This is a genomic window from Mesorhizobium sp. M1078 (assembly GCF_040318615.1).
Classification (GTDB): Bacteria; Pseudomonadota; Alphaproteobacteria; order Rhizobiales; family Rhizobiaceae; genus Mesorhizobium.
Genome location: NZ_JAMYMP010000005.1, coordinates 61,367 through 87,141, shown reverse-complemented (window position 1 = coordinate 87,141; position 25,775 = coordinate 61,367). Strand labels below are relative to the sequence as shown.

The window sequence follows — 25,775 nt, the reverse complement described above, 5'->3', positions numbered from 1 at the left end:
ACAAAGAGGCTTTGTCAGGCCAACCGGCCGCATTCGGCGTTAAGTCGCCCGTTGAAAACACCCTACCTTGGCGTATTCTCTCCCCGGCTTTGGGGATACACCGCATGCGCACCACCTCAGACACCGTCGCCGCGATCGGCCTCGCCATCGGCGGCGCCTTCGGCCTGGCCGGCACTTTCGTCGCCAGCGCTCCGCTGCGCGAAACACTCTGGGCGATCGATGGCGTGGCGCTTGTGGTGGCAACCGCGCTGCTGACCATGAAATACCAGCGGCTGGGCAATGACTGCGTTGCGGCCGGGTTCCTCACCTTCCTCGCCGGCGAGACCTTGATCATTTCAGGCGATGCGGCGGGGTTGGAGGCCAGTGTGCCCTCCTATGTCGGCGGCATCTCGCTGTGGGCGGCAGCACTCGTCCTGATCGGCGCGGAGAACACCTTTGCGCTGTGGATGCGGCTCACCGGCCTCATCGCCGCCATTCTGTTTGTCGTGACCGTGGCCATGGTGCTGTGGGGCGCGCCCTTGCTGCCGACCTCGGCGCCGCTGCCCGCCGCCGGCTATCCGTTTTTGGTGCTGACCTTTGCCGGCTGGATATGGACGTTGCTGAAGTCGCCGAGGTGATTGACGCGATCCGGCGGCTGGCGCCGCATGTGAAGGTGGGGCAGTAGGGGGCGTAGGGTATCACGAGGCCGCCCCCTCATCCGGCCGCTTCGCGGCCACCTTCTCCCCGCTGGGGACAAGAGGCGAGCACCAGCGCCGAGCGAGCTCCTCTCCCCTCGGGGAGAGGTCGGATTGCCCCGAATTGCCTTTCGCAATTCGGCTGGCAATCCGGGTGAGGGGGACTTGCCTAGCCGTGGCTCTAGGCCCGGCCCTCGCGGCGTGCGACCCTCGCATCTCCGATTCGGGATCCCATCATGCTCCGCCTCACCCTTGCCGCCCTGCTCCTCGCCACCCCGGCGCATGCCGCCGATATGGCGTTCTTCGTCAAGAACCTGCGCAGCCGGGCGGTGGCGGTGGAGCTGTTCAGCCGTGACCGCAAGATGTCGTGGCCGGGCGGCGACCAGGTGTTTCTGATCGATCCGAGCTCGCAGAAATCGGTGCCGATCTCGTGTAATCCGGGCGAGAATATCTGCTACGGCGCCTGGGTGAATGGCAATGATGCGATCTCGGCTGGGGTCGGGCCGGACAATGACCGGCCGTGCGATACGTGCTGTTTCATCTGCGTGGAGAAGACGACCGAGACGATCGATCTGGTTGAGTGAGGGGCGGGGCGCCGAAGCTGCTGATCTCCCCCCTCGTGGGGGAGATGTCCGGCAGGACAGAGGGGGGCGCGAAGGATCGCCAGCGTATGGATCAGCAAGCCTAAAATTGAAATGGCGCGGCTGCAGGAATGAGCGGTCGGCGGGACAGCGCCCCCCTCTGCCTTGCCAGGCATCTCCCCCACGAGGGGGGAGATCAGCAGCTCCACCAACCTCTCCCAATCCCCCCAAAATCAGTCACGCCCCGCCCTTCAATGTCAGCCGCCATCATGCGATGCTGATTCCCTCGGCCGGGGGGCCGATTTGCCTCGGGGAAACACCATGTCTTTCACTTGTCTGCGCCGCATCGTCGTCGCGCTCTCGCTGGCCGGGCTGTTTGCGCCGGCCGCGCACGCCGCCGACATCACCTTCGCCGTCAAGAACAGCCATCCCAACGCCATGCGCCTCGAGCTCTACAGCCAGGACCGCGACTATGTCTGGCCGGGCAACGACAAGGATTTTTATCTCGACGACGGCGAGACCAAGCAGATCCCGGTCTCGTGCGACGAGGGCGAGTCCATCTGCTACGGCGCCTGGGTCGACGGCGACGAGGGAACCTATTGGGGCGTCGGCCCCAACAACAAGGAAAAATGCGAGGATTGCTGCTACACCTGCAATGGCGGCGAGACGGAGGAAATTGAACTGACGCCGTAGGAAGTACAGCCAATCTCCCCCCAAGTGGGGGAGATGTCCGGCAGGACAGAGGGGGGCGCCATAGAGCGCAAGCCTCGGCAACCACCGAGCATCGTAATGCCGCACACGCCTCTACCGCCTCGACATCGCGCAAACGCCAGATCGATGCGCAAAGTCCTGACGCCAGCCGAACTCAAGCTCTGGAACGAACTTCGTGCCCACCGGCTGATGGGGCTTGGCTTCCGGCGACAATTTCCGATTGCCGCCTACATCGTCGATTTCGCTTGCCCGGGGAAGAAGCTGGTCATCGAAGTCGATGGCTCCCAGCATGCGGACGCCGGCGCGGCTGCCGGGGATGAAACGCGGACATCGCACCTCGAACAAGATGGCTGGACCGTCCTGCGGTTCTGGAATGACGACGTCATCCGCGACATCGACAATGTCTGCCAGCATGTTGTGATTGCGGCTGGGCTTGGAGGCGCATCCTGAACGGTGCTGGGCTTTAGGGCAGGGAAAGGTCGGCGGGACAGCGCCCCCCTCTGGCCTGCCGGCCGTTCGTCGCTCGGAAAGCCAAGCAGTTGGCTTTCCGTCCGCTGCGCGGACCACTCCTCAACCCCCACGAGGGGGGAGATCGGGTCTCCCCGCGGCTTTCGCCAATTAGCCCAGCAACGCCCTCTGCCGCTTCGGCCCGCCCGCCTTGCGCCAGGAGTTGAACCGGTGCGTCGCGGCGGCAAACGAGATCTTCATCTGCTGGGCGACCGAGTAGCGCGACCTGCCTTCGTCGAACAGGCGGTAGCAGCATTCGACGCCCTCCTCGGTCAGCTTGCCGTCGGGCGCCTTGTTGTGCGGATTGGCGGGGTCGAATTTTTCGACTTGCTGTTCGACCAGGCCTTTCAGCCGCTGCAAATCGGCCTCGATGCTGGCGATCAGATCGAGGACGGGTTTCGGATCGAAGTGGTCGTGCGGCTTTGCCGTCATCTTGCTCATGCCTTTCGCTTGCGTGTCGCGACAATATAGGTGAACATTTGCCGATAATGAAGGGCGCGTGGCAATCCGGCGCTTCAACATTTCTTGACTGGTGATTGACCGCGGAGACTGCAGCGCCTAGTTTAGAATTGTTCTAAACTGGGGTGAATTTCTCATGCTTTCCCGTGTCTTCGGTTTCGGCCGCCGTCCTTTCGAAACGCTGTCGGAACAGGAGATCCTGGCGCTGGCAATTTCGTCCGAAGAGGATGACGGGCGCATCTACCGCGCCTATGCCGACGGGCTGGCGGACAGTTTTCCGCAATCGGCGAAAGTGTTCGAGGCGATGGCGGAGGAGGAGGACGGCCATCGCGATTCCCTGATCGACCTCTACCGCAAGCGCTTCGGCGAGCGCATTCCGCTGCTGCGCCGCGAGCACGTGAAAGGCTATTACGAGCGCAAGCCCGACTGGCTGGTGCGGCCGCTCGGCATCGAGCATGTGCGGCGCCAAGCCGAAGAGATGGAGCGGCAGGCCTATCGCTTCTATGTCGAGGCGGCCAAGCGCACCGGCGATGCCTCGACGCGGAAACTACTCGGCGACCTGGCCGCGGCCGAGCAAAGCCATGAGAATTCGGCGCATCGGCTGGAACAGAAACTCGTGCCGGGCGAGGTGAAGGACGAGGAAGCCAGCGCCGAGCAGCGCCAGTTCATCCTGACCTATGTGCAGCCGGGACTGGCCGGGCTGATGGACGGCTCGGTGTCGACACTGGCGCCGATCTTTGCCGCGGCGTTTGCCACCCACGACACCTGGCAGACGCTGCTGGTCGGCCTCGCCGCCTCGATCGGCGCCGGCATTTCGATGGGCTTTACCGAAGTCGCTTCGGACGACGGCAAGCTGTCGGGGCGTGGCTCGCCGATCAAGCGCGGACTGACCGTCGGCATCATGACGATGCTGGGTGGGCTGGGCCACGCGCTGCCTTACATCATCCCGCATTTCTGGACGGCGACGGCGGTGGCGGCCGTCGTGGTGTTCTTCGAATTATGGGCGATCGCCTTCGTGCAGAACCGCTACATGCAAACCCCGTTTCTGCGCGCGGCGTTTCAGGTGGTGCTGGGTGGGGCGCTGGTGTTTGCGGCCGGGGTGCTGATCGGGAATGCATGAGCGCCAAGCGCCCCCTCACCCAGCCTCCGCTTCGCTCGGCTGACCTCTCCCCGAGGGGAGAGGAGGTTTTCGACGCCTGCGCCATCTCTTCTCCCCAGCGGCGAGAAGGTGGCCGCGAAGCGGCCGGATGAGGGGGCCTGGCGCGACGCCGATACCTAGTCACCCATTCACCGCCCGGCTGTCGGCCGGCGCTTCATCCCTCTCCGTCAGCCCATAGTCCCGCAGCACATGCGCAATGCGCAGCCGGTAGCCGGCAAAGATTCCGCCACGGCCGGCCTTTTGCGCCTGCCGGTGCTCTTCCGTGTTGCGCCAGGCTTTCACCGCTTCCTCGTCGCGCCAGAAGGACAGCGACAGGACGCGGTTCCGGTCGACCAAGCTCTGGAAGCGCTCGATCGAGATGAAACCGTCTATGCCGTCGAGCAGCGGCCGCAACTCGGCGGCGATACCGAGATAGGCATCGCGCTTTCCCTCAGCCGGTTGCACCTCGAAGATGACAGCGATCATATCTCCTCCTTGACCGCGGTCCGGAACAGCTGCCGCGGTCCATGCGGCCCCGACACCAGCTTCAGGAAGATGCGGTCCTCCTTCAAGATGAACTTTTCGCGGCGGGCGAATTCGTAATTGGCCTTGCCGGCGGGATCGGCGGCGAGGCGGGCGCGGTAGGCCTCGTAGGCGGCGAGGCTGTCGATGCTGTAGGCGGCGTAGGCCGTGGTGGCCGAGCCCTCATGCGGGGCGTAGTAGCCGATCAGATCGGCGCCGCAGCGCGGGATCGCCTGGCCCCAGGCCTTGGCATATTGCTCGAAGGCCGGCTTGCCGAACGGGTCGATCTCATAGCGGATGAAGCAGGTGATGGTCATCGTGATCTCCTTGGGTTTCGCATCGATAGTTCGAGCGGCGTCGAAACGTTGTGCCGCAGGGTCTGCTAAGCAAAAGCGCTGGCGGTCAGGCCTGCCAGAAGGATTTTGCGCATTCGCGGCGCACATCCTCACGGGTCAGGCCGAGATCGCGCAGCAGATGGTCGTTGACCTCCGCGAGGTCTAGCCGCTGCAGATGGCGGTCGTACCAGCGGGCGAGAAGCCGCCGTTGCAGCCAGGTGACGAACGGGAACGGCCGGCGGCTGGCGAGTGGGGCGGAAGCGGTTGGCATCGGCGTTCTCCTTGATCCCGCCCGACAATAATGCTTATCTGACGAGAATGCTTCGATGGAGGCCTAACTATGCGTGAAGGACCCGACATTGCCCGCATCGCCAGCCTGGTTGGCGATCCGGCGCGGGCAAACATGCTGAATGCGCTGATGGGCGGCACGGCTTTGACGGCCAGCGAACTGGCGCTGGAGGCCGGCGTCTCGCTGCCGACGACGTCCTCGCATCTGTCGAAACTGATGGAGGGCGGGCTTTTAACTTTGGCCAGCCAGGGACGGCATCGCTATTACGGCCTCGCCGGGCCGCAGGTTGCCGGCATGATCGAGGCGATCACCGGGGTGGCCGAAGCGGTCGGCCCCAAGCGCGTGCGGCCCGGCCCGCGCGACGGCGCCATGCGCGTGGCCCGCGTCTGCTACGACCACCTCGCCGGCGAACAAGCGGTGGCGATGCTCGACCGGCTCGTCGCGCGCGGCATCCTGTTGCGCGACGACAATGAGATCAGGCTCGGGGAGACCAGGCCGGGGGAGATCCGGCTGGGGCCAGCAGCAGCCTCGCATTTTTCGGCCATCGGCATCGATGTCGGCGCCAGGCCGCGCCGGCCGGTCTGCCGCGCCTGCCTCGACTGGAGCGTGCGCCGCTCGCACCTTGCGGGAACGCTGGGCGCGGCTATTCTGGACAAGATCCTGGCGGAGAAATGGGCAAGGCGGGAGAAGGACAGCCGCGCGGTGGTGTTTTCACCGCCGGGGAAGCAGGCGTTCGAGCGGGTGTTTTTGGCGTAGAGGTTCGGCAGCGCTAATTGGGCGACGCTGGCGGTACAGCACCCCCCCTCTGTCCTGCCGGACAGAGGGGGGTGTGACGAAACGCTTGCGTAGCAGGTGAGGCGCGCGACGCTCACCCCCGCTTCAGCACCTTCCCCTGCTTGAAAAAGTCCACCCACGGATCGGCCTCCGCTAGTTCCTTCAGCGTCGTCTTGCCCCCGATCGGGAAGGAATTCGGCGCCAGCCCCTTTTCAACCTCCGCCCACGTCACCGGGATCGACACCGTCGCGCCCTTTTTGGCGCGGGAAGAGTAGGGCGCGACGGTGGTCGAACCCCTGCCGTTGCGCAGATAGTCGACGAAGATTTTTCCGGTGCGCGCCTTTTTCGACAGCGTCGCCGTGTAGCGGTCCGGCGCGGCCTGCTCCAGCGCCTTGGCGAAATCATGGGAGAAGGTTTTGACTTCCTCCCAATCCGCCGAGGGTTTCAGCGGCACCAGCACGTGATAGCCTTTGCCGCCTGACGGCTTGACGAAGTTCGGCAGCGACAGATCGTCAAGCTTGCCTCTGATGTCGAGTGCGGCCTCGCGCACCGCCTTGACGTCGACGCCTTCATCGGGATCGAGATCGAAGATGATCTGATCCGGCTTTTCCAGCTCCTCGATCTTGCAGCCCCAGATGTGGACCTCGACCACGCCATACTGGACCAAGGCGGCAAGGCCGTCGAAATCGCGGATGAACAGGATTTCCTCGCCATCGGTTGGATCCTTCATGCGGGCAATCTTGTCGCTCATGCCGGCCGAGGCATGTTTCTGGAAGAAGCGCGGGCCGCCGATGCCATCCGGCGCCCTGACCAGGCTGAGCGGCCGGTTGACGACGAACTGCTCCATCCGCGGCCAGACAAGCGCATAGTGCTCAAGCAAAGCCTGCTTGGATATTTTCTCCTCGGGCCACAGCAGCTTGTCGGGATGGGATAGTTTTACGCTGGTCGTGATCGTCGCGGGCGCCTTAGCCCCGGCGGCCTTGCCGGCGCTGCTTGCCGCCGGCTTTGCCTTGTTTGCCGCCTTCGATGGCTTTTCCTGCACGACTTCCTCCGCCGGCTTGTCCTCGCGCAGTCCCTGGAACGACGCGTGGCGTATTATACGGTCCGAGGTCCAGCTGCGGAACTCCAGTTCGCCGACAAGTTCGGGCCTGACCCAGACCAGGCCCTTGCCCTTTGGCACCGCGGCGGCAAAGGGCGAGGCGTCTGCCTTCAGCGCATCGAGTTTTTTCTTCAGATCGGTGGCGCTCCTGGCTGTGAAGCCCGTGCCGACGCGGCCGGCATAGTGGAGCTTGCCGCCCTCGTGGTAACCGACCAGCAGCGAACGCAGGCCGCGGCCGGTCTTGTCCGAGGGCAGATACCCGCCGATGACGAATTCCTGGCGGGCCGTGCATTTCGATTTCACCCAACTTGGGCCACGGCCGCTCCGGTAGGGAGCATCGGCGCGCTTGGAGACGATGCCTTCGAGGCCCATGCGGCAGGCGTGCTGCAGCATGATCTTGCCCGGTTCCGCGAAATGGTCGCTGAAGCGAACAGCGGCATTTTCGGCCGTCTCGCCGAGCAGCTCCTGCAGCGCCTGCTTGCGCTCGACCAGCGGCTCGCGGCGCAAATCCTTGCCGTCAAGCCGCATCAGGTCGAACACATAGTAGGTGAAGCGGTCGGTTCGATTGGCGGAGAGATCCTGCTGCAGCAGCGAGAAGGACGAAACGCCGCTGTCGGCGAGCACGACGATCTCGCCATCGATGATGGCGTCGCTGCATTTCAGCTGGGCCAGTTCCGCGACGATCTCGGGGCCGAATTTCTCCGTCCAGTCGAGGCCGGTGCGGGTCAGCAGCCGCACCTCTGTGCCGGCGATCTGCGCCTGCATGCGGTACCCGTCGAACTTCACCTCATGCAGCCAGTCCTCGCCGGGCGGCGCCTCGCGCTCCAGCGTCGCCAGCTGCGGCTCGACGAAGTCGAGGCGCTTGCCGGCTTTCGCCTTGCTGGATGCCGCAGGCTTGTTGGAGTGCCAGACCTTCGGCTTCTTGCCGTCGGCGGTCTTGCCTTCCGCGACCTCTTCGATGGTCAGGCCGGACTTCACCGATTTCGGTGCGTCCTTCAGGATATCCTCGCCGGGGCGGGCGGCGGCATCGTCGGATTTGATCAGCAGCCAGTTGTCGCGCTTTTCGCCCGGGCGGGGTCTTAACCTGACCAGATGCCACCGCCCATTCAGCTTCTGGCCGTTGAGTTCGAAGTCGATATGGCCCTTTTTCATCGCCTTGGCCGGGTCGATCTCCGGCGTCCATGTGCCTTCGTCCCAGACGATGGCGGTGCCGCCGCCATACTCGCCCTTGGGAATGGTGCCCTCGAAGCCGGCATAGTCGATCGGGTGGTCCTCGACATGCACGGCCAGCCGCTTTTCGTGCGGGTCGAGGCTCGGGCCTCGCGTCACCGCCCAGCTCCACAACACGCCCTCATGCTCAAGGCGGAAATCATAGTGCAGCCTAGTCGCGTCGTGCTTCTGGACGACGAAGATGCCGCCGGGCTGCTTGCCGCGCGCGACCTTGCCCGCCGGCTCGGCCGTCTTCTTGAAATCGCGCTTGGACTGATATTGTTCGAGGCTGGCCACGGCGCCGACCCTCAAGCCGACTTGCGCTTGGGCGCAGAAGCTTTCGCCTTGCCGCTTTTTGCCGCCGGCTTGGCCTTCTTCGCCGGGCCTTCCGCCTGGCCGCCATCGGACAGGCTCTTCTTCAGCGCGTCGAACAGATTGACGACATTGGACGGCTTGGGCGCGGCCTGCGCTTTCGGAGCCTTCTTGCCGGCCTTCTTGGCGCGGATCAGTTCGAGCAGCGCGTCCTCATACTTGTCCTCGAATGTCGACGGATCGAACTTCCCCTTCTTCTTGTCGATGATGCGTTCGGCCATATCGGTCATCTCCTGGTCGGTCTTCACCGCCTTCATGTCGCCGAAGATGCTCTCCGGCTCCCGCACCGTGTTGCCGTACCGCAAGGTGGTCAGCACCATGCCTTTGCCGCGCGGCTCGATGACCACGGGCCGCTCGCGGCTATAGAGCACGACGCGCGCCAGCCCGGCCATCTTCTTGTCCGCCATGGCATCGCGAATGACGGCAAAGGCCTCCTCCGACACCTTGTCGGCGGGCGTGACATAATAGGGCGTGTCGAGATAGATCTGCTCTATCGAGGCTTTGTCGACGAAGCCGTCCAGCGCCATCGTGTGCGAGGACTCGATCTGCACCGCTTCGATCTCTTCGTCCTCGACATAGACGAACTCACCGGGGCTCACCTCATAGCCCCTGATCTCGTCGCCATCGCCCAGCGGCTTGCCGGTTTCAGAATCGACATAGATGCGCTTGACCGTGTTGCCGGTCTTGCGGTTGAGCACCCGGAACGAAACTTTTTCGGCGTGGGTGACGACGTTGGTCAGTTCGACAGCGCAGGTGACCAGCGACAGTTTCAGATAGCCCTTCCAGGCGGGGCGAGGTGCCATGGCGAACTCCTGCGCGATGCGGTTCAAGCGAGAACGGGCAAGGCCCGTTCCGGTTCCGGGCGCGCAACCAGGGGCATTTCGGCAGCGAGCATGGAAATTTCGAGAGGCTCGCCAAATCTGAAACAGAACCGCGCCCAAGCGACATCCAGACGAAACATATGTGATGCAAAAGTCACAATGCCGGAAATGGCGACGAACTACACCGAAAGACCCCCAAACAGCCGCATTCCGGCCACGAAGCATGGGGTTTTCGACCAAAGATTAACATCGTGTTCACCGACTATTCACGCCTCGACACTATGATCCCCCGCAATCGGACGGGACATCCGAAAATCGGGACAGGGACTTGAGTAAAATGAAATTCTGGGGCCACATCGCCGGCTATGCCGCCGCCATCCGCGAGTTCATCGCGCCGACCTATCGGCCGGAGCGCTACTACATGCGCGGCCCGGGTCCGGCCTGCGCCCGTCGCGGCAGCTCGCTCGGCGCGCACTGATCATGACGTTCGAAACGCGTCACGACAGCCGGATCTGCAGACCGGAGGCCGATCCCCGCGCAACCACCTATCGCGCCGAGCGCCCCGCGCTGGCCGCGAGAAGCCGTGCGACAACGCCGCGGCTTTGATCCCGCTGCCGGCGGGCTTAGTGTCTGAAGACACAAGTTGCCGGATGTCCCGTGACTTCTTCTCCTGAACCCTTCGATGCCAACCAGCCATTGATCGTTTTCGACGGCGTCTGCGTGCTGTGCTCGGGCTTCGTACGCACGGTGGTCGGGCTCGACCGCAAAAACCGCTTCCGCTTCGCCACGGCGCAGTCGCCCTTCGGCGAGGGCTGTTCCAGAGATACGGGCTGCGCACCGACAGCTACGAGACCAATCTGGTCCTTGTCGGCGGCGCTCCCTTCATGCGGCTGGACAGTTTCATCGCGGTGATGGCCGCCGAACTCGGCTGGCCGTGGCCGGCGGCGAAGGCCCTGCTGCTCATCCCGCGCCCCTTGCGTGACTGGCTCTACGAACGCATCGCCAAAAACCGCTACGCATGTTCGGCCGCAAGGACAGTTGCGAGATCCTGTCCGCCGCGATACGTGCGCGCGTGATCGGCTAATCGCATGTCACCCAAAAATGACCTCCGTTCTGGGAAAACGACATACGCAAAAAGAGCGGCGCGATGAGGCTTCTGGTCGTTGGCGGCTATGGCATTTTCGGCGGCCGCATCGTGCAATTGCTGGAGAGCGAGCCACGCCTGATCCTGCTCGTCGCCGGGCGCTCACTGGGCAAGGCCGAGGCCTGGTGCAAAACCCGCACCGGCGCGGCGGCCGACGCGCTTCGATCGCAATGGCGACGTCGCGCAAGGCCGGCCTGTTCGTTCGCGCCTCAGTCCGGCAGCGCCGCGACGGCGACGATCTCGATGACGATGTCTGCCTGGGCAAGCGCTGCGACGCCGATTGCCTCCGAAGGCGGCGGATTGTTGTCGCTACAATGCTTCGGACAATGCTCGGCGAAAAACGCGTCCAGCACGTCGAGACGAAAATTAGGCGAGCTGAGGACGCCGCCGTCGGGAAATGGGCCCTTTGACGAAAAAGGTCAGCCTGATGAGATGGTCGAGCCCGCTGCCAAGTTCTTCCAGATCCGATTTGATGTTGCCGAGAACTTCCCGCCACTGCGCCGCGGCATCGCCGGCGAAGCCGCCACCCTTCTTGCCGGCCGGATCGTAGTCAGCCGATGTCGCGGTGTTGCCGCAGAGATAGACGGTGCCTTTCGCACCGCTGACGACCGTGCCTTTGCCGCATGGCATCAACCGGCCGTTCTTGAATTTCTTGTGGGTCATGAGTTCCATTCTCTTCTCCCATGCCTCGTGTGACGTGCCCGCCAACGACAGAGGATAGTGCTGTGCGGAGCCACGGCCAGTCCGCTGCCGGTCATCCGCCAGCAGACGGAGGAACATCTGGTCCTTGCGAAATCTCCTGGCGGAGGCGAAAGTTTTTTCTGAAGCCTGTCGAAATCGGCCGCCGCCGCGCGACATACGTCTGGCCCCAATAGGATGCGGCCTTCGAAACCACGGGAGAAGACCCATGCGATACATGCTTTTGATCAACAGCGACGAAGCCGCGCAGGCGAACACGCCAATCGAGAAGGCTCGGCAGATGAGCGCAGCATATGCCGCCTATACCGAAGCGTTGAAGAAATCCGGCGCATGGCTCGCCGGCGAACGGTTGCGCCCGACCCAGGCGACCACCTCGGTGCGGATCACAGACGGCAAGACCAACGTGATCGACGGCCCCTATGCCGACACCAAGGAGCAGCTTGCCGGCTTCTACATGATCGAGGCGGCCGATATCGATACCGCCATCGACTGGGCGGCGCGCTGTCCGGCGGCGAGCGCCGGCACGGTCGAGTTGCGGCCGATCTGGGAAATGGCCGACTACATGCCCAAGAAATGACACCGTGATGGACAATCGCCCGAACGTCGCGCGGGCGGCGGCCGAAGCGGCCGCCCGGCAGAGTTACGGCAAGCTGGTCGCCTACCTTGCTGCGCGCACCCGCGACGTAGCCGGCACCGAGGACGCGCTGGCCGAGGCCTTTGCCGCGGCCCTTGAGCGCTGGCCACAGACCGGCGTGCCCGAGAAGCCGGAAGCATGGCTGCTGGCCGTGGCGCGCCGGCGGCGCGTCGACGCGGTGCGCCGTCGGCTGACCAGCGAGGCGAGCCGCGACCATCTCAAGCTGATGGCCGAGGAGATGGAGGCGAGCATGGAAGACGAAGACCTTCCCGACGAACGTCTCAGGCTGATGTTTGCCTGTGCGCATCCGGCGATCGAAGCCAGCGTGCGGGCGCCGCTGATCCTGCAGACGGTTCTGGGTTTCGACGCGGCGACGATCGCCTCGGCCTTCCTGGTTTCGCCGGCGACGATGGGCCAGCGTCTGGTGCGCGCCAAGAGCCGCATCCGCGAGATCGGCATTCCGTTCCGCGTGCCGGATCGCGCCGAACTCGGCGAGCGGCTGGGAACGGTGCTGGAAGCGATCTACGCGGCTTTCGCCGAAGGCTGGACCGACCCGGCAGGGACCGAGACGAGAGCGCGCAATCTGGCGACCGAAGGCATCTGGCTCGGGCGGCTGGTGGCATCGCTGATGCCGGACGAACCGGAAGCGCTCGGCCTGCTGGCGCTGATGCTGTTTGCCGAGGCGCGCCGCCCGGCGCGGCGCGATGCGGCTGGAGATTATGTGCCGCTCGCCGAACAGGATTGCCGTCTTTGGGATCACGCGCTGATCGACGAAGCCGAGTCGCTGCTGGGCCACGCCGCCACCATTGGCGTCATCGGCCGCTACCAGCTCGAAGCGGCGGTACAATCGGTGCATGCGACGCGGCGACGGACCGGCCAAACCGATTGGGCGGCGATCCGTAACTTCTACGATGCGCTGTCGGCGATATCAGGCTCGCCGGTGATTTCGATCAACCGCGCCGTGGCGATTGCCGAGGCCGAAGGGGCGGCGGCAGGACTGGCGGCGCTCTACGTGCTGGGCGACGACAAGCGGCTCAACGACTATCAGCCCTATTGGGCCGCTCGCGCCGGCCTGCTGGCCAGGCTCGGCAATGCGGCGCAAGCGGTCGAAGCCTATGACCGGGCGATCGGCCTTGAACGCGACCCCGCCGTGCGCCGCTTCCTGCAGGCGAAACGGGCGATCCTGCGAAATTGAAGCGTCCGTTCAGGCCGGCCACATCTCATGCGTGGTGTTGAGCCGTTTCATCAGCGGATGCGCGCGCAGCGCCGACCATAAGCGTTCGATGTTCGGCCAGTCGGCTCGCGCCTTGTCCATATCGGGGTGCCAGGCCACCAGCATGACGAGGTAGATGTCGGCCAGCGACATCGCGTCGCCGACCAGCCAGCCGCGCCCCTCGAGGGCTGCATCGACAATGGCGAAGCCGCGGTCCATCTCGGCAATGGCTGCCTGCTTGACGGCTTTCTTGCCGTCGGCATCGGCGGTGTAGCGATGGGCATAGTAGAGGCGCAGGATGGCGGGGTAGAGCACCGATGACATGAACGCCATCCAGCGCAGGAAACCGGCGCGATCCGGCGATCCGGCGGCCGGCGCCAGACCCGCCTCCGGATGGCGCTCGGCAAGCAGGATGCAGATCGCCGCCGATTCGGTTATCGATTGACCGTTGGGCAAGGTCAGCACCGGAACCTGGTTCAACGGGCTGATGTCGAGGAAAGCCGGGTCCGGCGGATCCTTCTTGGGCACATCGATCTTGTCGAATTGCGCGTTTGCCAGCGCCAATGCGGCCTCGACGACAAAACCGCCGCTGCCTGGGCGCGTGTAAAGCTTGTACATGTGATTCTCCCCCTGCCCGCGCGAAGCAGGCCGGGGCGATTTGACCCTGAAGCCGCCTCCCGCTCAAGCCGGTGGCGGACGCCACGGCCGGGTTTTCTGCGGTCCAGCCATGAGACTTCCGATGTCGGAGGGACAGCACCCCCCGATGCCCGGCAGGGCAGAGGGGGGTGCGAAGGATCGCCGCCTATCCAGTTAAGACGTTAAGCCCCCAGCCCGTCGAACAGGATCGTCGACAGATAGCGCTCGGCGAAGGACGGGATGATCACCACTAGGTTCTTGCCCTTGTTCTCCGGCCGCGACCCGACGGCGATGGCGGCCTGCAGGGCAGCGCCCGACGAGATGCCGACCGGCACGCCTTCAAGGCGGGCGACGAGGCGGGCGTTGGCGACCGAATCCTCGTTGGAGACCTTGACGATCTCGTCATAGATCGAGGTGTCGAGGATCTTGGGCGCAAAGCCGGCGCCGATGCCCTGGATCTTGTGCGGGCCGGGCTGGCCGCCCGACAGCACCGGCGAGGCCTCCGGCTCGACGGCGACGACATGCATCGAGGGCTTGCGTTGCTTCAGCACCTGGCCGACGCCGGTGATCGTGCCGCCGGTACCGATGCCGGCGACGAAGATGTCGACCCCGCCATCGGTGTCGTTCCAGATCTCCTCAGCGGTGGTGCGGCGGTGGATCTCCGGGTTGGCCGGGTTTTCGAACTGCTGCGGGATGACGGCGTCGGGCAAGGTGGCGGCCAGCTCGTCCGCCTTGGCGATGGCGCCCTTCATGCCTTTCGGCCCTTCCGTCAGCACCAGTTCGGCGCCGAGCAGCGCCAGCATCTTGCGGCGCTCCACCGACATGGTTTCGGGCATGGTCAGGATCAGCTTGTAGCCCTTGGCGGCAGCGGCGAAGGCGAGCGCGATACCGGTGTTCCCGGAGGTCGGCTCGATCAGCGTCGTCTTGCCGGGTTTGATCCGGCCCGACGCTTCCAGCGCCTCGATCATCGAAACGCCGATGCGGTCCTTGACCGAGGCGATCGGATTGAAGAATTCGAGCTTGGCAAGAAGGTTGGCAACTACGCCCTTCTCCTTGGCGAACTTGTCGAGCCGCACCAGCGGCGTGTCGCCGATCGTCTCGGTGATCGAGTTGTAGACACGGCCGCGGCCGGGCACGCGCGCGGAAGGCTTGTTCATTGGTTTCGCTCCCAAATCAGATCAGGCAATTGGCGTCGGCGGACAGAATAAGGCTTTCGCCCGCGCAAGATAGGCTGCCGGCCGAAAATATCGAGTGGGCCGCTTGCTGAAAACGCTTGCCTTCCGAAGCCGCATTTCCGGATGGACCGATCGGCGGAATGAATTGCCTGAACCGATCTACTGACGTGCGGCAATGGCTGCGGCCGCGCCCACCATGAAGCCAGCGGCGGTGCGGTTCAGCGCCTTCAGCGCGCGCGGCGATTTCAGGAACCAGCGCGCCTTGGCGGCCAGCGCCAGATAGGGCACAAGCACCACGAAGAGCACGATAACGGTGAGCGCGACCAGGATGCCATAGTCGGCGAGCGTGATGGTCTTCAGGTCGACGATGGTCGGCGTGATGGCGAGGTAGAAGATCATCGTCTTCGGGTTGCCCAGCGTGACGGTGAGGCCGGCAAGGAAGCTCGATACCAGGCCGCCCTTGCCTTTCCTGGCCTCGACAGTCTCGGGCGTGATCCCGGCCGTCCAGAAACGCCAGCCGAGGAAGGCGAGATAGGCGACGCCCAGCCATTTGATGACGAGAAACACCATGCCGAAGCTTTGCGCGACAAAGGCAAGGCCGAGCACCACCGCGGTGAGATAAATGAGGTCGCCGAGCATCAGGCCGAACGACATCGCCAGCGACGAGCGGAAGCCGGATCCGAGCGCCCGCGCCACAAGCGCGGTGACGCCGGGGCCGGGAATGGCGGCGGCGATGCCCAGCGCAGCACTATAGGCAAGGAAGCCGGTGAGGGTCATGACGGTCGCACCTCCTGAGCCGCTCTGATGCCATGAAAGCCTGCAACGGCAAAACGGATTCGATTGCGCCAAGCAGGACATGAACGCCGGTCATCCTCGCCTGAAAGCGAGAGATGGTTCACTTACGCCCCGAAGGCGGTCGGCTATCTCGCATGGCTCCGAACGGCAGGAGCACCCATGTTAGCCAAAAGACTTCACATCCAGCTCATGAAGTGGATGCCCAACAACTATTCCGAAGCACGCGGTCATGTCCACGAGCTGGAATGGTATCTGTGGTTCGAGGGGCGTCAGGCTTTCAGCCTGTTCGACGAGGGCGATAGCGATGTCGTTCCGCAGACTGGATATTTTACCGACAGCCGGGACCCTGGCGCTCACCCCATTCGTCCGATGATCTATCCGCTGGTCGTCAACAACCGGTTCAAGGTGCGACTGGTGGCGATGGAGCGTGACGGACCGCAAAAGATAGACCCCGACGACACCGCCAAAGGCGAATTCTACATCGACCTCGACACCAAATATCCGCCGGTCTCCGACTGGCGCATCATCGCTGCCGATCCGCGCAACACCGACCTCAACGTGGAAGCGTCGTTCCAGCTGCAATGGCTGGACTATGTAGATACCGCCGAGATTGCCGAGGATGGCCCGCCACGCATCATCGACAAGTCCAACTATCCCTATCCCTGGGGCGCCAATGTGATGGTGTTCGAGCACTGGCTCGGGCTTGGCCGCAAGGCGCCGCTCAAACTCATCGACCCGAACCGCGCTTCGCGCCGCGAATACTGGATGATCAATGGCAATGCGGCCCGGCGCATGGTGCAGGACCTCTATCGCTTCAACGTCAACCAGCTTGGCGTCGCCAACGACACCATCAGCAGTGTTTACGTGCCGAAGCTCAATGCCGGCCACGTCACGGTGACGCTTTACGAACACGATTTCAGCGACGGCCGCTTCGCGCAAGGGGCGAAGAAGTCCTTCGGCTCGGTCGGCCTCTTCAATCTCAGGGATACCGGTTTCGATGACCGTGTCTCATCGGCCGAGGTGATCCATACCTATCCCAAGGTGATCCATCGGGACGTACATTAGGGCCGGTTGCGCAGTTCGCCGGCTCAGGACGGGCCGTCGACATGGGTGATGCGCCAGATGGTGCCGTTGCCATCCTCGGTGACGATAAGCGCACCGTCCCTGGCCACCGCGACGCCGACCGGCCGGCCCCAGACGGCGTCGTAGGAGAGGACGAAGCCGGTGATGAAATCCTGGTACTCGCCGGTCGGCTTGCCGTCGCTAAATCTCAGCCGCACCACCTTGTAGCCGGTCCTCATACCACGGTTCCAGGAGCCGTGCAGGGCGACGAAGGCGTCACCCTTGTACTCTGCCGGGAAATTGCCGCCGTCATAGAACGCGATGTTGAGCGGCGCCGAATGCGCCTGCATCAGCACGTCGGGCACGGTGACCGAGCCGGCGAGGTCTGGGCGCGCGCCCTCGTGACGCGGGTCCTCGTTGGCGCCGATATAATACCAGGGCCAGCCATAGAATGCGCCGTCCTTGACGGAGGTGGCATATTCGAACGGCACATCGTCGCCGAGACCGTCGCGCTCGTTGACGACACACCACAGCGCGCCGGTCGCCGGCTGCACGGTCATGCCCGAACAATTGCGCAGGCCGGTAGCGAGGATGCGGCCATTCTTGCCGTCGGGGCCGAAGGCCAGCACGTCGGCACGGCCATCCTCGGAACCCCAGGTGGCGCCGAGTGGCTGTGATTTTGCCCAGGCGTCAACGCCGCTATTCGGTGCCTTCCCCATGCCCTCCGCGACGTTAGATCCGGAGCCGACCGAGAGATACAGCGTCTTCCCGTCCGGCGAGAAGGCGATATCGCGGGTCCAGTGGCCGCCGGTAGGGATGTCGGAGACAATCGTCTCCGGTTCGCCGGAGGCTTTAAGGTCGCCGTCGCGATAGGCGTAGCGGACCACGCTGTCGTTGTTGGCGACGTAGACCCATTGCGGCTTGTCGCCAGGCGGGTAGAAGGCGATGCCATAGGGCTCGTTGAGATCGTCGGCAAAAATGCCCTCTTCGGCCGGCTTCGCGCTACCCTTGGCCAGCCGATAGACGCGGATCTGGTTGGCGTCACTGTCGGCGACGAACAGGTCGCCGTTCGGCGCCACGCGCACGACCCGCGGATTGGAAATGCCGGAAGCAACCAGTTCGGCCGAAAACCCAGGCAGCAGGACGGGCTTCGCGCCCTCGGGCCGATCGCCAAGGCCGGCGCTGTTGGAGGCGGATTCGGTGATGTTGGGTCTTTTCAGATCATCCGGCCTAATCAGCCGGCGCACACCTGGCTTGTCGGCCTTCCAGTCGCCGAAAGCGTCCTTGCCGGTCAGCAGCAGTTGATCAGCCTGCTGGGCGAAGGCGCTGGTGGCCAGAAGCAGGGCAAGGCCTGCGAAGCCGGCAATCCGGATCATGCTGTTCTCCTCGAACTCGCGCCGGTCGGCGCGTCACGACAAGGGAGATATTGTGCGGCCGCCGCAAAAGAGAAGCGTGCGCGCGCAGATTCGACGAGAGAACCGCTCAACTTTCCTCTTCGACGTCCAGATCGTCGTCGAGACGCTTTTCCAATGCGACGAGATCTTCCGGCAGCGGCAAGCCCATGGCGCGCATTTCGCGCAGTTTTTCGCGCAGCTGCTCCTGGATTTCGTGCTCGTCCTCCGGCTGGTTGACCATTTCTTCGAGCAGCATGCTGATCTGGGCCTTGAACGATTCAAGCGCCATTCTGCGCCCTCCTTTACGGTGATCCCGGCTTCGGAATTATCTTAACATCCGGGTAATCAATTGCGCCGTGTAGTCGACCATAGGCACGATGCGGGCATAATTCAGCCTGGTCGGGCCGATGACGCCGAGCGCGCCGACGACGCGGGCGTCCTTGTCGCGGTAAGGCGCCACGACCAGCGACGAGCCGGAGAGCGAGAACAGCTTGTTTTCCGAGCCGATGAAGATCCGCACGCCGGGGCCGTCCTCGGCGAGGTCGAGCAGCTGGATCAGCCCGTCCTGCGTCTCCAGATCCTCGAACAGGTGGCGCAGCAATTCGATATCGGCCTGGGCGGTGACGTTTTCGAGCAAATTGGCGCGGCCGCGCACGATAAGGCGCGCCGGCAGGCCGCTATCGGCGCCGGCCCACACCGCCAGGCCTTTCTCGACCAGGTCCTGCGACAACGTGTCCAGCGCTGCCCGGGTCTCGTCCTTGATACGGGCGATCTCGATGCGCGCCTCGGCGAGCGTGCGGCCCCTGATATGGGCGTTGAGGAAGTTGGAGGCCTCGTGCAGCTGCGAGACGGTGATGCCGGCCGGCAGGTCGACGACGCGGTTCTCGACATCGCCATTCTGCGACACCATCACCGCCAGCGCCTTGGTCGGCTCGAGTTGGATGAACTCGATGTGCTTCAGCGCCACCTCGTTCTTGGTGGCGAGCACCAGGCCGGCGCCGCGCGACATGCCCGACAGCATCTGGCTGGCCTCGGTCAGCATGTGTTCCAGCGTCGCGCCCGAGCCGGAGGCGCGCACCTGCGCCTCGATGACCCGGCGTTCCTCGTCGGAGAGATCGCCAAGCTCCATGAAGGCATCGACGAAGAAGCGCAGGCCGGTCTGGGTCGGCAGGCGCCCGGCCGAGATGTGCGGGGCATAGATCAGGCCGAGATGTTCGAGGTCGCTCATCACATTGCGGATGGTGGCCGGCGACAGCGACGACGGCAGGATGCGCGACAGGCTGCGCGATCCCACAGGCTCACCGTCCTTCAAATAGGATTCGACGATGCGCCTAAAAATGTCGCGCGAACGCATGTCGAGCGATTGCAGCGCGGGCGCCAGCAAACTGGGTTCGGTGACTGCCTTGGTCATTCGAGCCAAAAACCTCCGGCTCAAGGATATAGACTTCCATCGCCCCCGCGCAACCCGGCGTCTGTATGGGGGCCTTTTCCTTTGCGCCATGGGCTGCATGCGTCTACAAGCCGCCGACGCAACCATAAAAGAACAGAAAGAGGCCTCGATGCGCCCTTCCAAACGCCAAGCCGACGAAATGCGCGCCATCTCCTTCGAGCGCGGCGTCTCCAAACACGCCGAAGGCTCGTGCCTGGTGAAATTCGGCGACACGCATGTGTTGTGCACGGCGAGCCTGGAGGAAAAGGTGCCAGGCTGGATGCGCAATTCCGGCAAGGGCTGGGTGACGGCCGAATACGGCATGCTGCCGCGTTCGACCGGCGAGCGCATGCGCCGTGAAGCCTCGGCCGGCAAGCAAGGCGGCCGCACGCTCGAAATCCAGCGGCTGATCGGCCGCTCCTTGCGCGCCGTTGTCGACCTGCAGGCACTGGGCGAACAGCAGATCACCGTCGACTGCGACGTCATCCAGGCCGATGGCGGCACCCGCACGGCCTCGATCACCGGCGGCTGGGTGGCGCTCTACGATTGCCTGCGCTGGATGGAAGCGCGGCAGATGGCCAGTGTTGCCAAGGTGCTGAAGGACCATGTCGCGGCAATTTCCTGCGGCATCCACGACGGCAAGCCGGTCATCGACCTCGACTATATCGAGGATTCGTCTGCCGGCACCGACGCCAATTTCGTCATGACCGGCAAGGGCGGCATCGTCGAGATCCAGGGCACCGCCGAGGGCGAGCCGTTCTCGGAAGGTCAGTTCGCGGAGCTGATGGGGTTGGCCAAGAAGGGCATTCAGCGGCTGGTGAGCTTGCAGCAGATGGCTGTGGCCTGATTGAATTTAACGTGATGACGTCGGCGATCCTTCACACCCCCCTCTGGCCTGCCGGCCATCTCCCCCGCAAGGGGGGAGATCAGAGGTCGCTACCGTTTTCGCCAACCATCAACGTTGAGACGCCGCCAGCGGAACTGCCAATCTCCCCCCTTGCGGGGGAGATGCCCGGCAGGGCAGAGGGGGGTGCCTCGTGACTCCCTCCGCGATTCTGGAATCGGCACTTTACGTCACTGATTTGCCGGCTGCCGAGACCTTCTACTCCGATGTCCTCGGCCTCCCTCTCCTCGGCAAGGTCGACGGCCGCCATCTCTTCTTCCGCTGCGGCCCGGGCGTGCTGCTGGTCTTCAATGCCGAAGCCACCAAAATCCCGCCGGCGCCCGATGCGCGGCTGAAAGTGCCGCCACATGGCACGGTCGGCGAGGGCCATCTCTGCTTTGCCGCAAGTGCGGATGAACTCGCACAGTGGAAGGCGCAACTTGAGGCGAAAAACATCGCCATCGAAAGCGAATTCGAATGGCCGCAGGGCGGGCGCTCGATCTACATACGCGACCCCTCGGGCAATTCGATCGAATTCGCCGAGCCAGGGATCTGGGGCCTTTGATGCATTCTCTCGATGGAAAGAAGATCGTCGTTGCCAGCCACAATGAAGGCAAGCTGCGCGAATTCGCCGACTTGATGGGTCCGTTCGGCTTCGAGGCGAAGTCGGCCAAGGACTACGGCCTGCCGGAACCGGAGGAGACCGGCACCACCTTCGAGGAAAACGCCTACATCAAGGCCTTCGCCGCGGCTAAGGCGACCGGCCTGCCGGCGCTGTCGGACGATTCGGGCCTGTGCGTCGACGCGCTCGACGGCGCCCCCGGCGTCTACACCGCCAATTGGGCCGAAGCTCCCGATGGCAGCCGCGACTTCGGCATGGCCATGCAGCGCACCGAAGTGGCCTTGCAGGAGGTCGGCGCCGCCAAGCCAGCGCAGCGCAAGGGGCGGTTCGTCGCCGTCATCTGCCTGGCCTTCCCCAATGGCGAGGCTGAATATTATCGCGGCGAGGCTGAGGGAACGCTGGTGTGGCCGCCGCGCGGCGAACTCGGCTTCGGCTACGACCCGGTGTTTTTGCCCGACGGTTTCGACAAGACGTTCGGCGAGATGAGCGCTGAGGAAAAACACGGCTGGAAGCCCGGTCAGCCGACGGCGCTGTCGCACCGCGCCCGCGCCTTCCAGAAATTCGCCCGCGCCAGGTTAGGCTCAGCTTAATGTCGCTGGACCGCAGCCCGGGCTTCGGCGTCTACATCCATTGGCCGTTCTGCGCGGCCAAATGCCCGTATTGCGACTTCAACAGCCATGTCCGTCACCAGCCGGTCGACCAGGAGCGCTTTGCCCGCGCCTTCGAGACCGAGCTGAAGGCGATGCGCGAGCGGACCGGGGCGCGCGAGGTGACCAGTATCTTTCTCGGCGGCGGCACACCGTCGCTGATGCACCCGCAGACGGTGGCGGCGGTGCTGGACGCCGTGGCGAAGAACTGGACGGTGCCCGACGGCATCGAGGTGACGCTGGAGGCCAATCCATCCTCGGTCGAGGCCGAGCGCTTTCGCGGCTACCGCGCCGCCGGCGTCAACCGCGTCTCGCTCGGCGTGCAGGCGTTGAACGACAAGGATCTGCGCTTTCTCGGCCGACTGCACAATGTCGACGAGGCGCTGCATGCCATCGGGCTGGCACGCGAAATCTTTCCGCGCCTCTCCTTCGACCTGATCTACGCCCGCCCCGGCCAGACGCTGGACGACTGGCAGGCGGAGCTCGAACAGGCGATCGGCCATGCCGCCGACCATCTGTCGCTCTACCAGCTGACCATCGAGGAAGGCACGCCGTTCCATGCGCTGCATGCGGCGCACAAGTTTACCATTCCCGACAATGACCGGGCCGCCGATCTCTATGCGCTGACTCAGGAGGTCACCGCGGCGCATGGCCTGCCGGCCTATGAGATTTCCAACCACGCCAGGCCGGGCGCCGAGAGCCGGCACAATCTGACCTATTGGCGGTATGGCGAATATGTCGGCGTCGGACCGGGCGCGCATGGCCGCTTTATCGAGAACGGCCACCGTGTTGTGACGATCGCCGAGCGGATGCCGGAGACCTGGGCCAATCTGGTGGAGGCCAGGGGCCATGGCGTCACCGGCGGCGAGATCCTGACGCGCTCCGAAGAGGCCGACGAGTTCCTGCTGATGGGGCTGAGGTTGGCCGAAGGCATCGACCTTTCCCGCTACGAGGCGTTTTCCGGGCGTGGCCTGTCGAGCGCCCGGCTGACCGTGCTGCAGGATGAGGGGCTGGTGGCGCCGATCGGCAATGCCAGGCTACGCGCCACGCCAGCCGGCATGATCGTGCTCGATGCCGTGGTGGCGGATTTGGCGCGATAACGCCTTTGAAAAACGTGCTCTTCGTCAAGCGTCGTGCTTGAAGCGGCGCTTGCCGCGGTGTTTCTCGGCATGCGCCTCTCCGGTCCGGGCCGGCTTGGCGTCGCTCTTGTCCCGGCGGACGCTGTTCTGGTCGTTCATCGGATGCGGCGGCGCGCCTTCGCGGGCGCTCTTCGTTTCAAGACGGGTGATGAAGATATCGAAACGATTGGGCATCGTACGGTCAGTGCTCCGTCGTGCTGTCCGGTTTGTTGTCCGAAAGCCTGACATTCGTCGGCAAGGCGGTGGCCGCCCGACTGGTCAGGCCGGTGTCGCTCTCGGCGAGCGCACGCTTGCCCTTTGGCGCGGGCACGCGGTTGCGCCCGGCATAGTAGGGCTCGAAAACGTCCTGCAATTCCAGGCTGTCCATCCTGTCCTCCTCCTCAAGAGACTCAGGTATTCAATCCGCCAGCCACGCTTTCGTTCCCCACTGTGGCAAAGACATGGCCGCCGGGTTACATCGGCGTCAGGTTTGGCCCGACGTTCGGGAGTTTTGCAACCCGGCGCGCGCCATGCCAAACAGGGCGAAACGGAGAGACCCGGTGACCGGCGAGAAACGCAGCTATGTGATCGGGCAGACCGAGATCGCAGTCCGGCCGCTGGCGCCGGCGCTGTATCTGGTGGCGACGCCGATAGGCAATCTCTCCGACATCACGCTACGCGCGCTGGAAACGCTGGCGGCCGCCGACGTCGTCGCCTGCGAGGACACCCGCGTCTCGCGCGTGCTGCTCGACCGCTACGGCATCCGCCGCCGCACCACGGCCTATCATGAACACAATGCCGGCGAGGCCGGACCGAAGCTGATCGCGGCACTCGAGGCCGGGCAGAGCGTGGCTCTGATTTCGGATGCCGGCACGCCGCTGATCTCCGACCCAGGCTACCGGCTGGTCGGCGAAGCGCTGGAGCGCGGCCTGCGCGTGGTGCCGATCCCCGGCCCATCGGCGCCGCTGGCGGCGCTGACGGCGTCGGGCCTGCCGTCCGACGCCTTCCTGTTTGCGGGGTTTTTGCCGGTGAAATCTGGGCAGCGGCTGACCAGGCTGGAGACCTTCAAGACGGTGCCGGCAACGCTGATCTTCTTCGAGTCGCCACGCCGGCTGGCCGATACGCTGCTTGCGATGGTCGAGGCGCTGGGTGGTGGGCGCAAGGCCGCCATCGGCCGCGAGCTGACCAAGACTTTCGAAGAGATGCGGACGGGAACGCTGCAGGCGCTGGCCGACCACTATGCGGCGGCTGACACGCCGAAGGGCGAGATCGTCATCTGCGTCGGACCCGCCGAGATCAAGGCCGACCAACCCGCCGACATCGACCGGCTGCTGCTGTCGCTGGCCGCCGAAATGCCGGCGTCCAAGGCGGCGGCGGAAGCGGCGAAGATGACAGGCGGGCAGAAGCAGTCGCTCTACCGCCGGCTGTTGGAACTCAGGAATGCGGTTGGAGAAGGCGAAGGTGGCTGAGCGCCCGGCCGCCAGCCGCCAAAAAGCCTATCGGCGCGGCCATCGCGGCGAGTGGCTGGCGGCAGCGGCGCTGATGCTGAAAGGTTATCGCATCCTCGCCCGCCGGCATCGCACCCGCTTCGGCGAGATCGACCTGATCGCCAGGCGCGGCGACCTGGTGCTGTTCGTCGAGGTCAAGGCGCGGCGCACGCTGATGGAAGCGATGGAGGCGATCGGCCACGAATCGGAGCACCGCATCGAGGGCGCCGCCGACATCTGGCTGTCGCGGCAGCCGGACTACGGCAGATTGTCGATGCGCTTCGACATGATCGCGGTGCTGCCCTGGCGCTGGCCGGTGCATGTCGAGAACGCGTTTTTTGGGAGGAGTTAGCGGCCTTTACCCTCCCCCTTGTGGGGAGGGTCGGTGAGCAAGCGACTCGACGCGTCGTTGGCGAAACGGGGCGGGGGTGTGGCGCCCCCACCCCGATCCGCTTTGCGGATCGACTGACCGGGGCGAGCCGCCTGTCTCGCCCGTCCTTCGGACCCCCACAAGGGGGAGGGTAAAGCTCACCCCCAAATGAAAAGCGCCACCAACCCAACCGCTCCCACCACCAGGCGCCACCAGCCGAACAGCGAATAGCCGTTGCGCGAGACGTAATCGAGCAGGAAGCGGACGACGATCAGCGCGGTAAGGAAGGCGGCGATGAAGCCGATAGCGATGATCGGCAGGTCGGCGCTGCTCAGCACGTTGCGGTTCTTGAACAGATCGAAGGCGAAGGCGCCGACCATGGTCGGGATGGCGAGGAAGAAGGAGAATTCCGCCGCCGCGCGCTTGTCGACGCCCAGCAGCAGCGCGCCGACGATGGTCGAGCCGGAGCGCGACGTGCCGGGGATCAGCGACAGGCACTGGAACAGGCCGATCTGCAGGTAAAGCCTTGTCGGGAAGCGCTCGACATCGCGATAGACCGGCTGCAGCTTCATGCGGTCCACGACCAACAGCACGACGCCGCCGATGATCAGCATGATGCAGATCAGCCTTGGCGATTCGAACAGCACCGTTTTGATGAAATCATGCGCCAGCGCGCCGATGATGGCGGCCGGCAGGAAGGCAATCAGGATGCCGATGACGAAATGCCGCGTCAGCCGGTCATGCGGCAGGTCGAGCAGCATCTGCCACAGGCGGCGGAAATAGACGCTGAGGATCGCCAGGATGGCGCCCAGCTGGATCAGGATCTCAAAGGCCTTGCCGGTGGAATGGAAGCCGAGGAAATGGCCGGCGAGCAGGATATGGCCGGTCGAGGAGACCGGGATGAACTCGGTCAGCCCCTCCAGCAGGCCGAGCAGCAGGGCTTCGACGATGGTGTGGCTATCCATGGCAACCTCGG

At 64.5% G+C, this 25,775-nt stretch carries 34 protein-coding genes; 19 read left to right on the top strand and 15 right to left on the bottom strand.

The window, feature by feature from the left end; all coding sequences use genetic code 11:
- Nucleotides 1-104 precede the first annotated feature (104 nt).
- The 4 genes from NKH38_RS09495 (at nucleotide 105) to NKH38_RS09480 (ending at nucleotide 2,416) form a co-directional block, all read left to right on the top strand.
- The gene (locus NKH38_RS09495; RefSeq protein WP_352759680.1) at nucleotides 105-617 is read left to right on the top strand and encodes a hypothetical protein; all 513 of its coding nucleotides are present in this window, start codon (nucleotides 105-107) and stop codon (nucleotides 615-617) included.
- Between the two features lie 293 nt (nucleotides 618-910).
- Complete coding sequence (locus NKH38_RS09490) at nucleotides 911-1,258, top strand: hypothetical protein (RefSeq protein WP_352759682.1); 348 nt, start codon at nucleotides 911-913, stop codon at nucleotides 1,256-1,258.
- Nucleotides 1,259-1,576: 318 nt separating this feature from the next.
- On the top strand, nucleotides 1,577-1,948 hold the full coding sequence (locus NKH38_RS09485; RefSeq protein ID WP_027048717.1) for a hypothetical protein: 372 nt from the start codon (nucleotides 1,577-1,579) through the stop codon (nucleotides 1,946-1,948).
- A 96-nt stretch (nucleotides 1,949-2,044) separates the two neighbouring features.
- Complete coding sequence (locus NKH38_RS09480) at nucleotides 2,045-2,416, top strand: endonuclease domain-containing protein (protein ID WP_352759685.1); 372 nt, start codon at nucleotides 2,045-2,047, stop codon at nucleotides 2,414-2,416.
- Nucleotides 2,417-2,584: 168 nt separating this feature from the next.
- Here NKH38_RS09480 and NKH38_RS09475 read toward each other — a convergent pair whose 3' ends face one another.
- On the bottom strand, nucleotides 2,585-2,905 hold the full coding sequence (locus tag NKH38_RS09475) for a hypothetical protein (protein ID WP_023728762.1): 321 nt from the start codon (nucleotides 2,903-2,905) through the stop codon (nucleotides 2,585-2,587).
- 163 nt (nucleotides 2,906-3,068) lie between these two features.
- Here NKH38_RS09475 and mbfA point away from each other — a divergent pair, with 163 nt between their 5' ends.
- Nucleotides 3,069-4,052: an iron exporter MbfA gene (gene mbfA, locus NKH38_RS09470; protein WP_352759687.1), complete on the top strand. Its 984-nt coding sequence runs from the start codon at nucleotides 3,069-3,071 to the stop codon at nucleotides 4,050-4,052.
- A gap of 159 nt (nucleotides 4,053-4,211) precedes the next feature.
- Here mbfA and NKH38_RS09465 read toward each other — a convergent pair whose 3' ends face one another.
- The 3 genes from NKH38_RS09465 to NKH38_RS09455 all read right to left on the bottom strand — a co-directional run bounded on the left by NKH38_RS09465 (nucleotide 4,212) and on the right by NKH38_RS09455 (nucleotide 5,198).
- On the bottom strand, nucleotides 4,212-4,556 hold the full coding sequence (locus NKH38_RS09465; RefSeq protein ID WP_023825845.1) for an antibiotic biosynthesis monooxygenase family protein: 345 nt from the start codon (nucleotides 4,554-4,556) through the stop codon (nucleotides 4,212-4,214).
- Nucleotides 4,553-4,909 carry an NIPSNAP family protein gene (locus NKH38_RS09460; RefSeq protein ID WP_023825846.1) on the bottom strand — a complete coding sequence of 119 codons (357 nt, stop codon included), beginning with the start codon at nucleotides 4,907-4,909 and terminating at the stop codon, nucleotides 4,553-4,555. Before NKH38_RS09460 ends, NKH38_RS09465 begins: the two co-directional genes overlap by 4 nt.
- An 85-nt stretch (nucleotides 4,910-4,994) precedes the next feature.
- Nucleotides 4,995-5,198, bottom strand: coding sequence for a DUF1127 domain-containing protein (locus NKH38_RS09455; RefSeq protein ID WP_352520690.1), 204 nt, complete (start codon nucleotides 5,196-5,198; stop codon nucleotides 4,995-4,997).
- Between the two features lie 69 nt (nucleotides 5,199-5,267).
- On the opposite strand from NKH38_RS09455, the gene NKH38_RS09450 reads away from it, so the two are divergent.
- Nucleotides 5,268-5,972 (top strand): ArsR/SmtB family transcription factor, encoded by a 705-nt coding sequence (locus NKH38_RS09450; RefSeq protein WP_352759692.1) that lies wholly within the window; start codon nucleotides 5,268-5,270, stop codon nucleotides 5,970-5,972.
- 112 nt (nucleotides 5,973-6,084) lie between these two features.
- On the opposite strand, the gene ligD is transcribed toward NKH38_RS09450, so the two are convergent.
- The gene (ligD, locus tag NKH38_RS09445; protein WP_352759695.1) at nucleotides 6,085-8,595 is read right to left on the bottom strand and encodes a DNA ligase D; all 2,511 of its coding nucleotides are present in this window, start codon (nucleotides 8,593-8,595) and stop codon (nucleotides 6,085-6,087) included.
- Nucleotides 8,596-8,606: 11 nt separating this feature from the next.
- Nucleotides 8,607-9,473: a non-homologous end joining protein Ku gene (ku, locus tag NKH38_RS09440; RefSeq protein WP_352759698.1), complete on the bottom strand. Its 867-nt coding sequence runs from the start codon at nucleotides 9,471-9,473 to the stop codon at nucleotides 8,607-8,609.
- 346 nt (nucleotides 9,474-9,819) lie between these two features.
- On the opposite strand from ku, the gene NKH38_RS09435 reads away from it, so the two are divergent.
- From NKH38_RS09435 to NKH38_RS09415, 6 genes are all read left to right on the top strand, one after another.
- Complete coding sequence (locus tag NKH38_RS09435; protein WP_196813601.1) at nucleotides 9,820-9,969, top strand: hypothetical protein; 150 nt, start codon at nucleotides 9,820-9,822, stop codon at nucleotides 9,967-9,969.
- A 179-nt stretch (nucleotides 9,970-10,148) separates the two neighbouring features.
- Entirely contained in the window at nucleotides 10,149-10,403 is a 255-nt protein-coding gene (locus tag NKH38_RS33315; protein WP_348625502.1) for a DCC1-like thiol-disulfide oxidoreductase family protein, read from the top strand.
- Nucleotides 10,304-10,567 (top strand): DCC1-like thiol-disulfide oxidoreductase family protein, encoded by a 264-nt coding sequence (locus tag NKH38_RS33310; RefSeq protein ID WP_502905773.1) that lies wholly within the window; start codon nucleotides 10,304-10,306, stop codon nucleotides 10,565-10,567. Before NKH38_RS33315 ends, NKH38_RS33310 begins: the two co-directional genes overlap by 100 nt.
- Nucleotides 10,568-10,638: 71 nt before the next feature.
- Nucleotides 10,639-11,331 (top strand): hypothetical protein, encoded by a 693-nt coding sequence (locus tag NKH38_RS09425; protein WP_352759818.1) that lies wholly within the window; start codon nucleotides 10,639-10,641, stop codon nucleotides 11,329-11,331.
- 211 nt (nucleotides 11,332-11,542) lie between these two features.
- Nucleotides 11,543-11,911 carry a YciI family protein gene (locus tag NKH38_RS09420; protein ID WP_023672042.1) on the top strand — a complete coding sequence of 123 codons (369 nt, stop codon included), beginning with the start codon at nucleotides 11,543-11,545 and terminating at the stop codon, nucleotides 11,909-11,911.
- Between the two features lie 7 nt (nucleotides 11,912-11,918).
- Nucleotides 11,919-13,163, top strand: a complete 1,245-nt coding sequence (locus NKH38_RS09415) for an RNA polymerase sigma factor (RefSeq protein ID WP_352759701.1) — start codon at nucleotides 11,919-11,921, stop codon at nucleotides 13,161-13,163.
- Nucleotides 13,164-13,172: 9 nt separating this feature from the next.
- Here the strand turns inward: NKH38_RS09415 and NKH38_RS09410 are convergent, their stop codons facing one another.
- The 3 genes from NKH38_RS09410 to NKH38_RS09400 all read right to left on the bottom strand — a co-directional run bounded on the left by NKH38_RS09410 (nucleotide 13,173) and on the right by NKH38_RS09400 (nucleotide 15,769).
- On the bottom strand, nucleotides 13,173-13,799 hold the full coding sequence (locus NKH38_RS09410; RefSeq protein ID WP_352759703.1) for a glutathione S-transferase family protein: 627 nt from the start codon (nucleotides 13,797-13,799) through the stop codon (nucleotides 13,173-13,175).
- Nucleotides 13,800-13,999: 200 nt separating this feature from the next.
- Complete coding sequence (cysK, locus tag NKH38_RS09405; RefSeq protein ID WP_352759704.1) at nucleotides 14,000-14,974, bottom strand: cysteine synthase A; 975 nt, start codon at nucleotides 14,972-14,974, stop codon at nucleotides 14,000-14,002.
- Nucleotides 14,975-15,151: 177 nt separating this feature from the next.
- Nucleotides 15,152-15,769 (bottom strand): LysE family translocator, encoded by a 618-nt coding sequence (locus NKH38_RS09400; RefSeq protein WP_023692951.1) that lies wholly within the window; start codon nucleotides 15,767-15,769, stop codon nucleotides 15,152-15,154.
- Nucleotides 15,770-15,946: 177 nt separating this feature from the next.
- Here NKH38_RS09400 and NKH38_RS09395 point away from each other — a divergent pair, with 177 nt between their 5' ends.
- Nucleotides 15,947-16,852: a hypothetical protein gene (locus NKH38_RS09395; RefSeq protein ID WP_352537492.1), complete on the top strand. Its 906-nt coding sequence runs from the start codon at nucleotides 15,947-15,949 to the stop codon at nucleotides 16,850-16,852.
- 23 nt (nucleotides 16,853-16,875) lie between these two features.
- Here NKH38_RS09395 and NKH38_RS09390 read toward each other — a convergent pair whose 3' ends face one another.
- From NKH38_RS09390 to hrcA, 3 genes are all read right to left on the bottom strand, one after another.
- Nucleotides 16,876-18,225 carry a PQQ-dependent sugar dehydrogenase gene (locus NKH38_RS09390; protein WP_352759708.1) on the bottom strand — a complete coding sequence of 450 codons (1,350 nt, stop codon included), beginning with the start codon at nucleotides 18,223-18,225 and terminating at the stop codon, nucleotides 16,876-16,878.
- Nucleotides 18,226-18,331: 106 nt separating this feature from the next.
- Nucleotides 18,332-18,532 carry a hypothetical protein gene (locus NKH38_RS09385; RefSeq protein ID WP_023672050.1) on the bottom strand — a complete coding sequence of 67 codons (201 nt, stop codon included), beginning with the start codon at nucleotides 18,530-18,532 and terminating at the stop codon, nucleotides 18,332-18,334.
- 36 nt (nucleotides 18,533-18,568) lie between these two features.
- Complete coding sequence (gene hrcA, locus NKH38_RS09380) at nucleotides 18,569-19,654, bottom strand: heat-inducible transcriptional repressor HrcA (protein ID WP_023681233.1); 1,086 nt, start codon at nucleotides 19,652-19,654, stop codon at nucleotides 18,569-18,571.
- A gap of 148 nt (nucleotides 19,655-19,802) precedes the next feature.
- On the opposite strand from hrcA, the gene rph reads away from it, so the two are divergent.
- From rph to hemW, 4 genes are all read left to right on the top strand, one after another.
- Nucleotides 19,803-20,519: a ribonuclease PH gene (gene rph / locus NKH38_RS09375; protein WP_023710344.1), complete on the top strand. Its 717-nt coding sequence runs from the start codon at nucleotides 19,803-19,805 to the stop codon at nucleotides 20,517-20,519.
- A gap of 190 nt (nucleotides 20,520-20,709) precedes the next feature.
- Nucleotides 20,710-21,120, top strand: coding sequence for a VOC family protein (locus tag NKH38_RS09370; RefSeq protein ID WP_023728747.1), 411 nt, complete (start codon nucleotides 20,710-20,712; stop codon nucleotides 21,118-21,120).
- Nucleotides 21,120-21,767, top strand: a complete 648-nt coding sequence (rdgB, locus tag NKH38_RS09365) for an RdgB/HAM1 family non-canonical purine NTP pyrophosphatase (protein ID WP_023692946.1) — start codon at nucleotides 21,120-21,122, stop codon at nucleotides 21,765-21,767. The genes NKH38_RS09370 and rdgB overlap by 1 nt, the downstream gene beginning before the upstream one ends.
- Nucleotides 21,767-22,924: a radical SAM family heme chaperone HemW gene (gene hemW, locus NKH38_RS09360; RefSeq protein ID WP_352759714.1), complete on the top strand. Its 1,158-nt coding sequence runs from the start codon at nucleotides 21,767-21,769 to the stop codon at nucleotides 22,922-22,924. The genes rdgB and hemW overlap by 1 nt, the downstream gene beginning before the upstream one ends.
- A gap of 24 nt (nucleotides 22,925-22,948) precedes the next feature.
- Here the strand turns inward: hemW and NKH38_RS09355 are convergent, their stop codons facing one another.
- Together NKH38_RS09355 and NKH38_RS09350 are read right to left on the bottom strand one after the other, a co-directional pair.
- Entirely contained in the window at nucleotides 22,949-23,137 is a 189-nt protein-coding gene (locus tag NKH38_RS09355; protein ID WP_023672058.1) for a hypothetical protein, read from the bottom strand.
- 7 nt (nucleotides 23,138-23,144) lie between these two features.
- Complete coding sequence (locus NKH38_RS09350; RefSeq protein ID WP_023681229.1) at nucleotides 23,145-23,330, bottom strand: hypothetical protein; 186 nt, start codon at nucleotides 23,328-23,330, stop codon at nucleotides 23,145-23,147.
- A gap of 172 nt (nucleotides 23,331-23,502) precedes the next feature.
- Here NKH38_RS09350 and rsmI point away from each other — a divergent pair, with 172 nt between their 5' ends.
- On the top strand, nucleotides 23,503-24,411 hold the full coding sequence (rsmI, locus tag NKH38_RS09345; RefSeq protein WP_023728746.1) for a 16S rRNA (cytidine(1402)-2'-O)-methyltransferase: 909 nt from the start codon (nucleotides 23,503-23,505) through the stop codon (nucleotides 24,409-24,411).
- A complete protein-coding gene (locus NKH38_RS09340; protein ID WP_352759718.1) occupies nucleotides 24,404-24,781 on the top strand; it encodes a YraN family protein in 378 nt (125 codons plus the stop codon). Before rsmI ends, NKH38_RS09340 begins: the two co-directional genes overlap by 8 nt.
- A gap of 176 nt (nucleotides 24,782-24,957) precedes the next feature.
- Here NKH38_RS09340 and NKH38_RS09335 read toward each other — a convergent pair whose 3' ends face one another.
- Complete coding sequence (locus NKH38_RS09335) at nucleotides 24,958-25,764, bottom strand: undecaprenyl-diphosphate phosphatase (protein WP_023687560.1); 807 nt, start codon at nucleotides 25,762-25,764, stop codon at nucleotides 24,958-24,960.
- Between the last annotated feature and the right edge of the window lie 11 nt (nucleotides 25,765-25,775).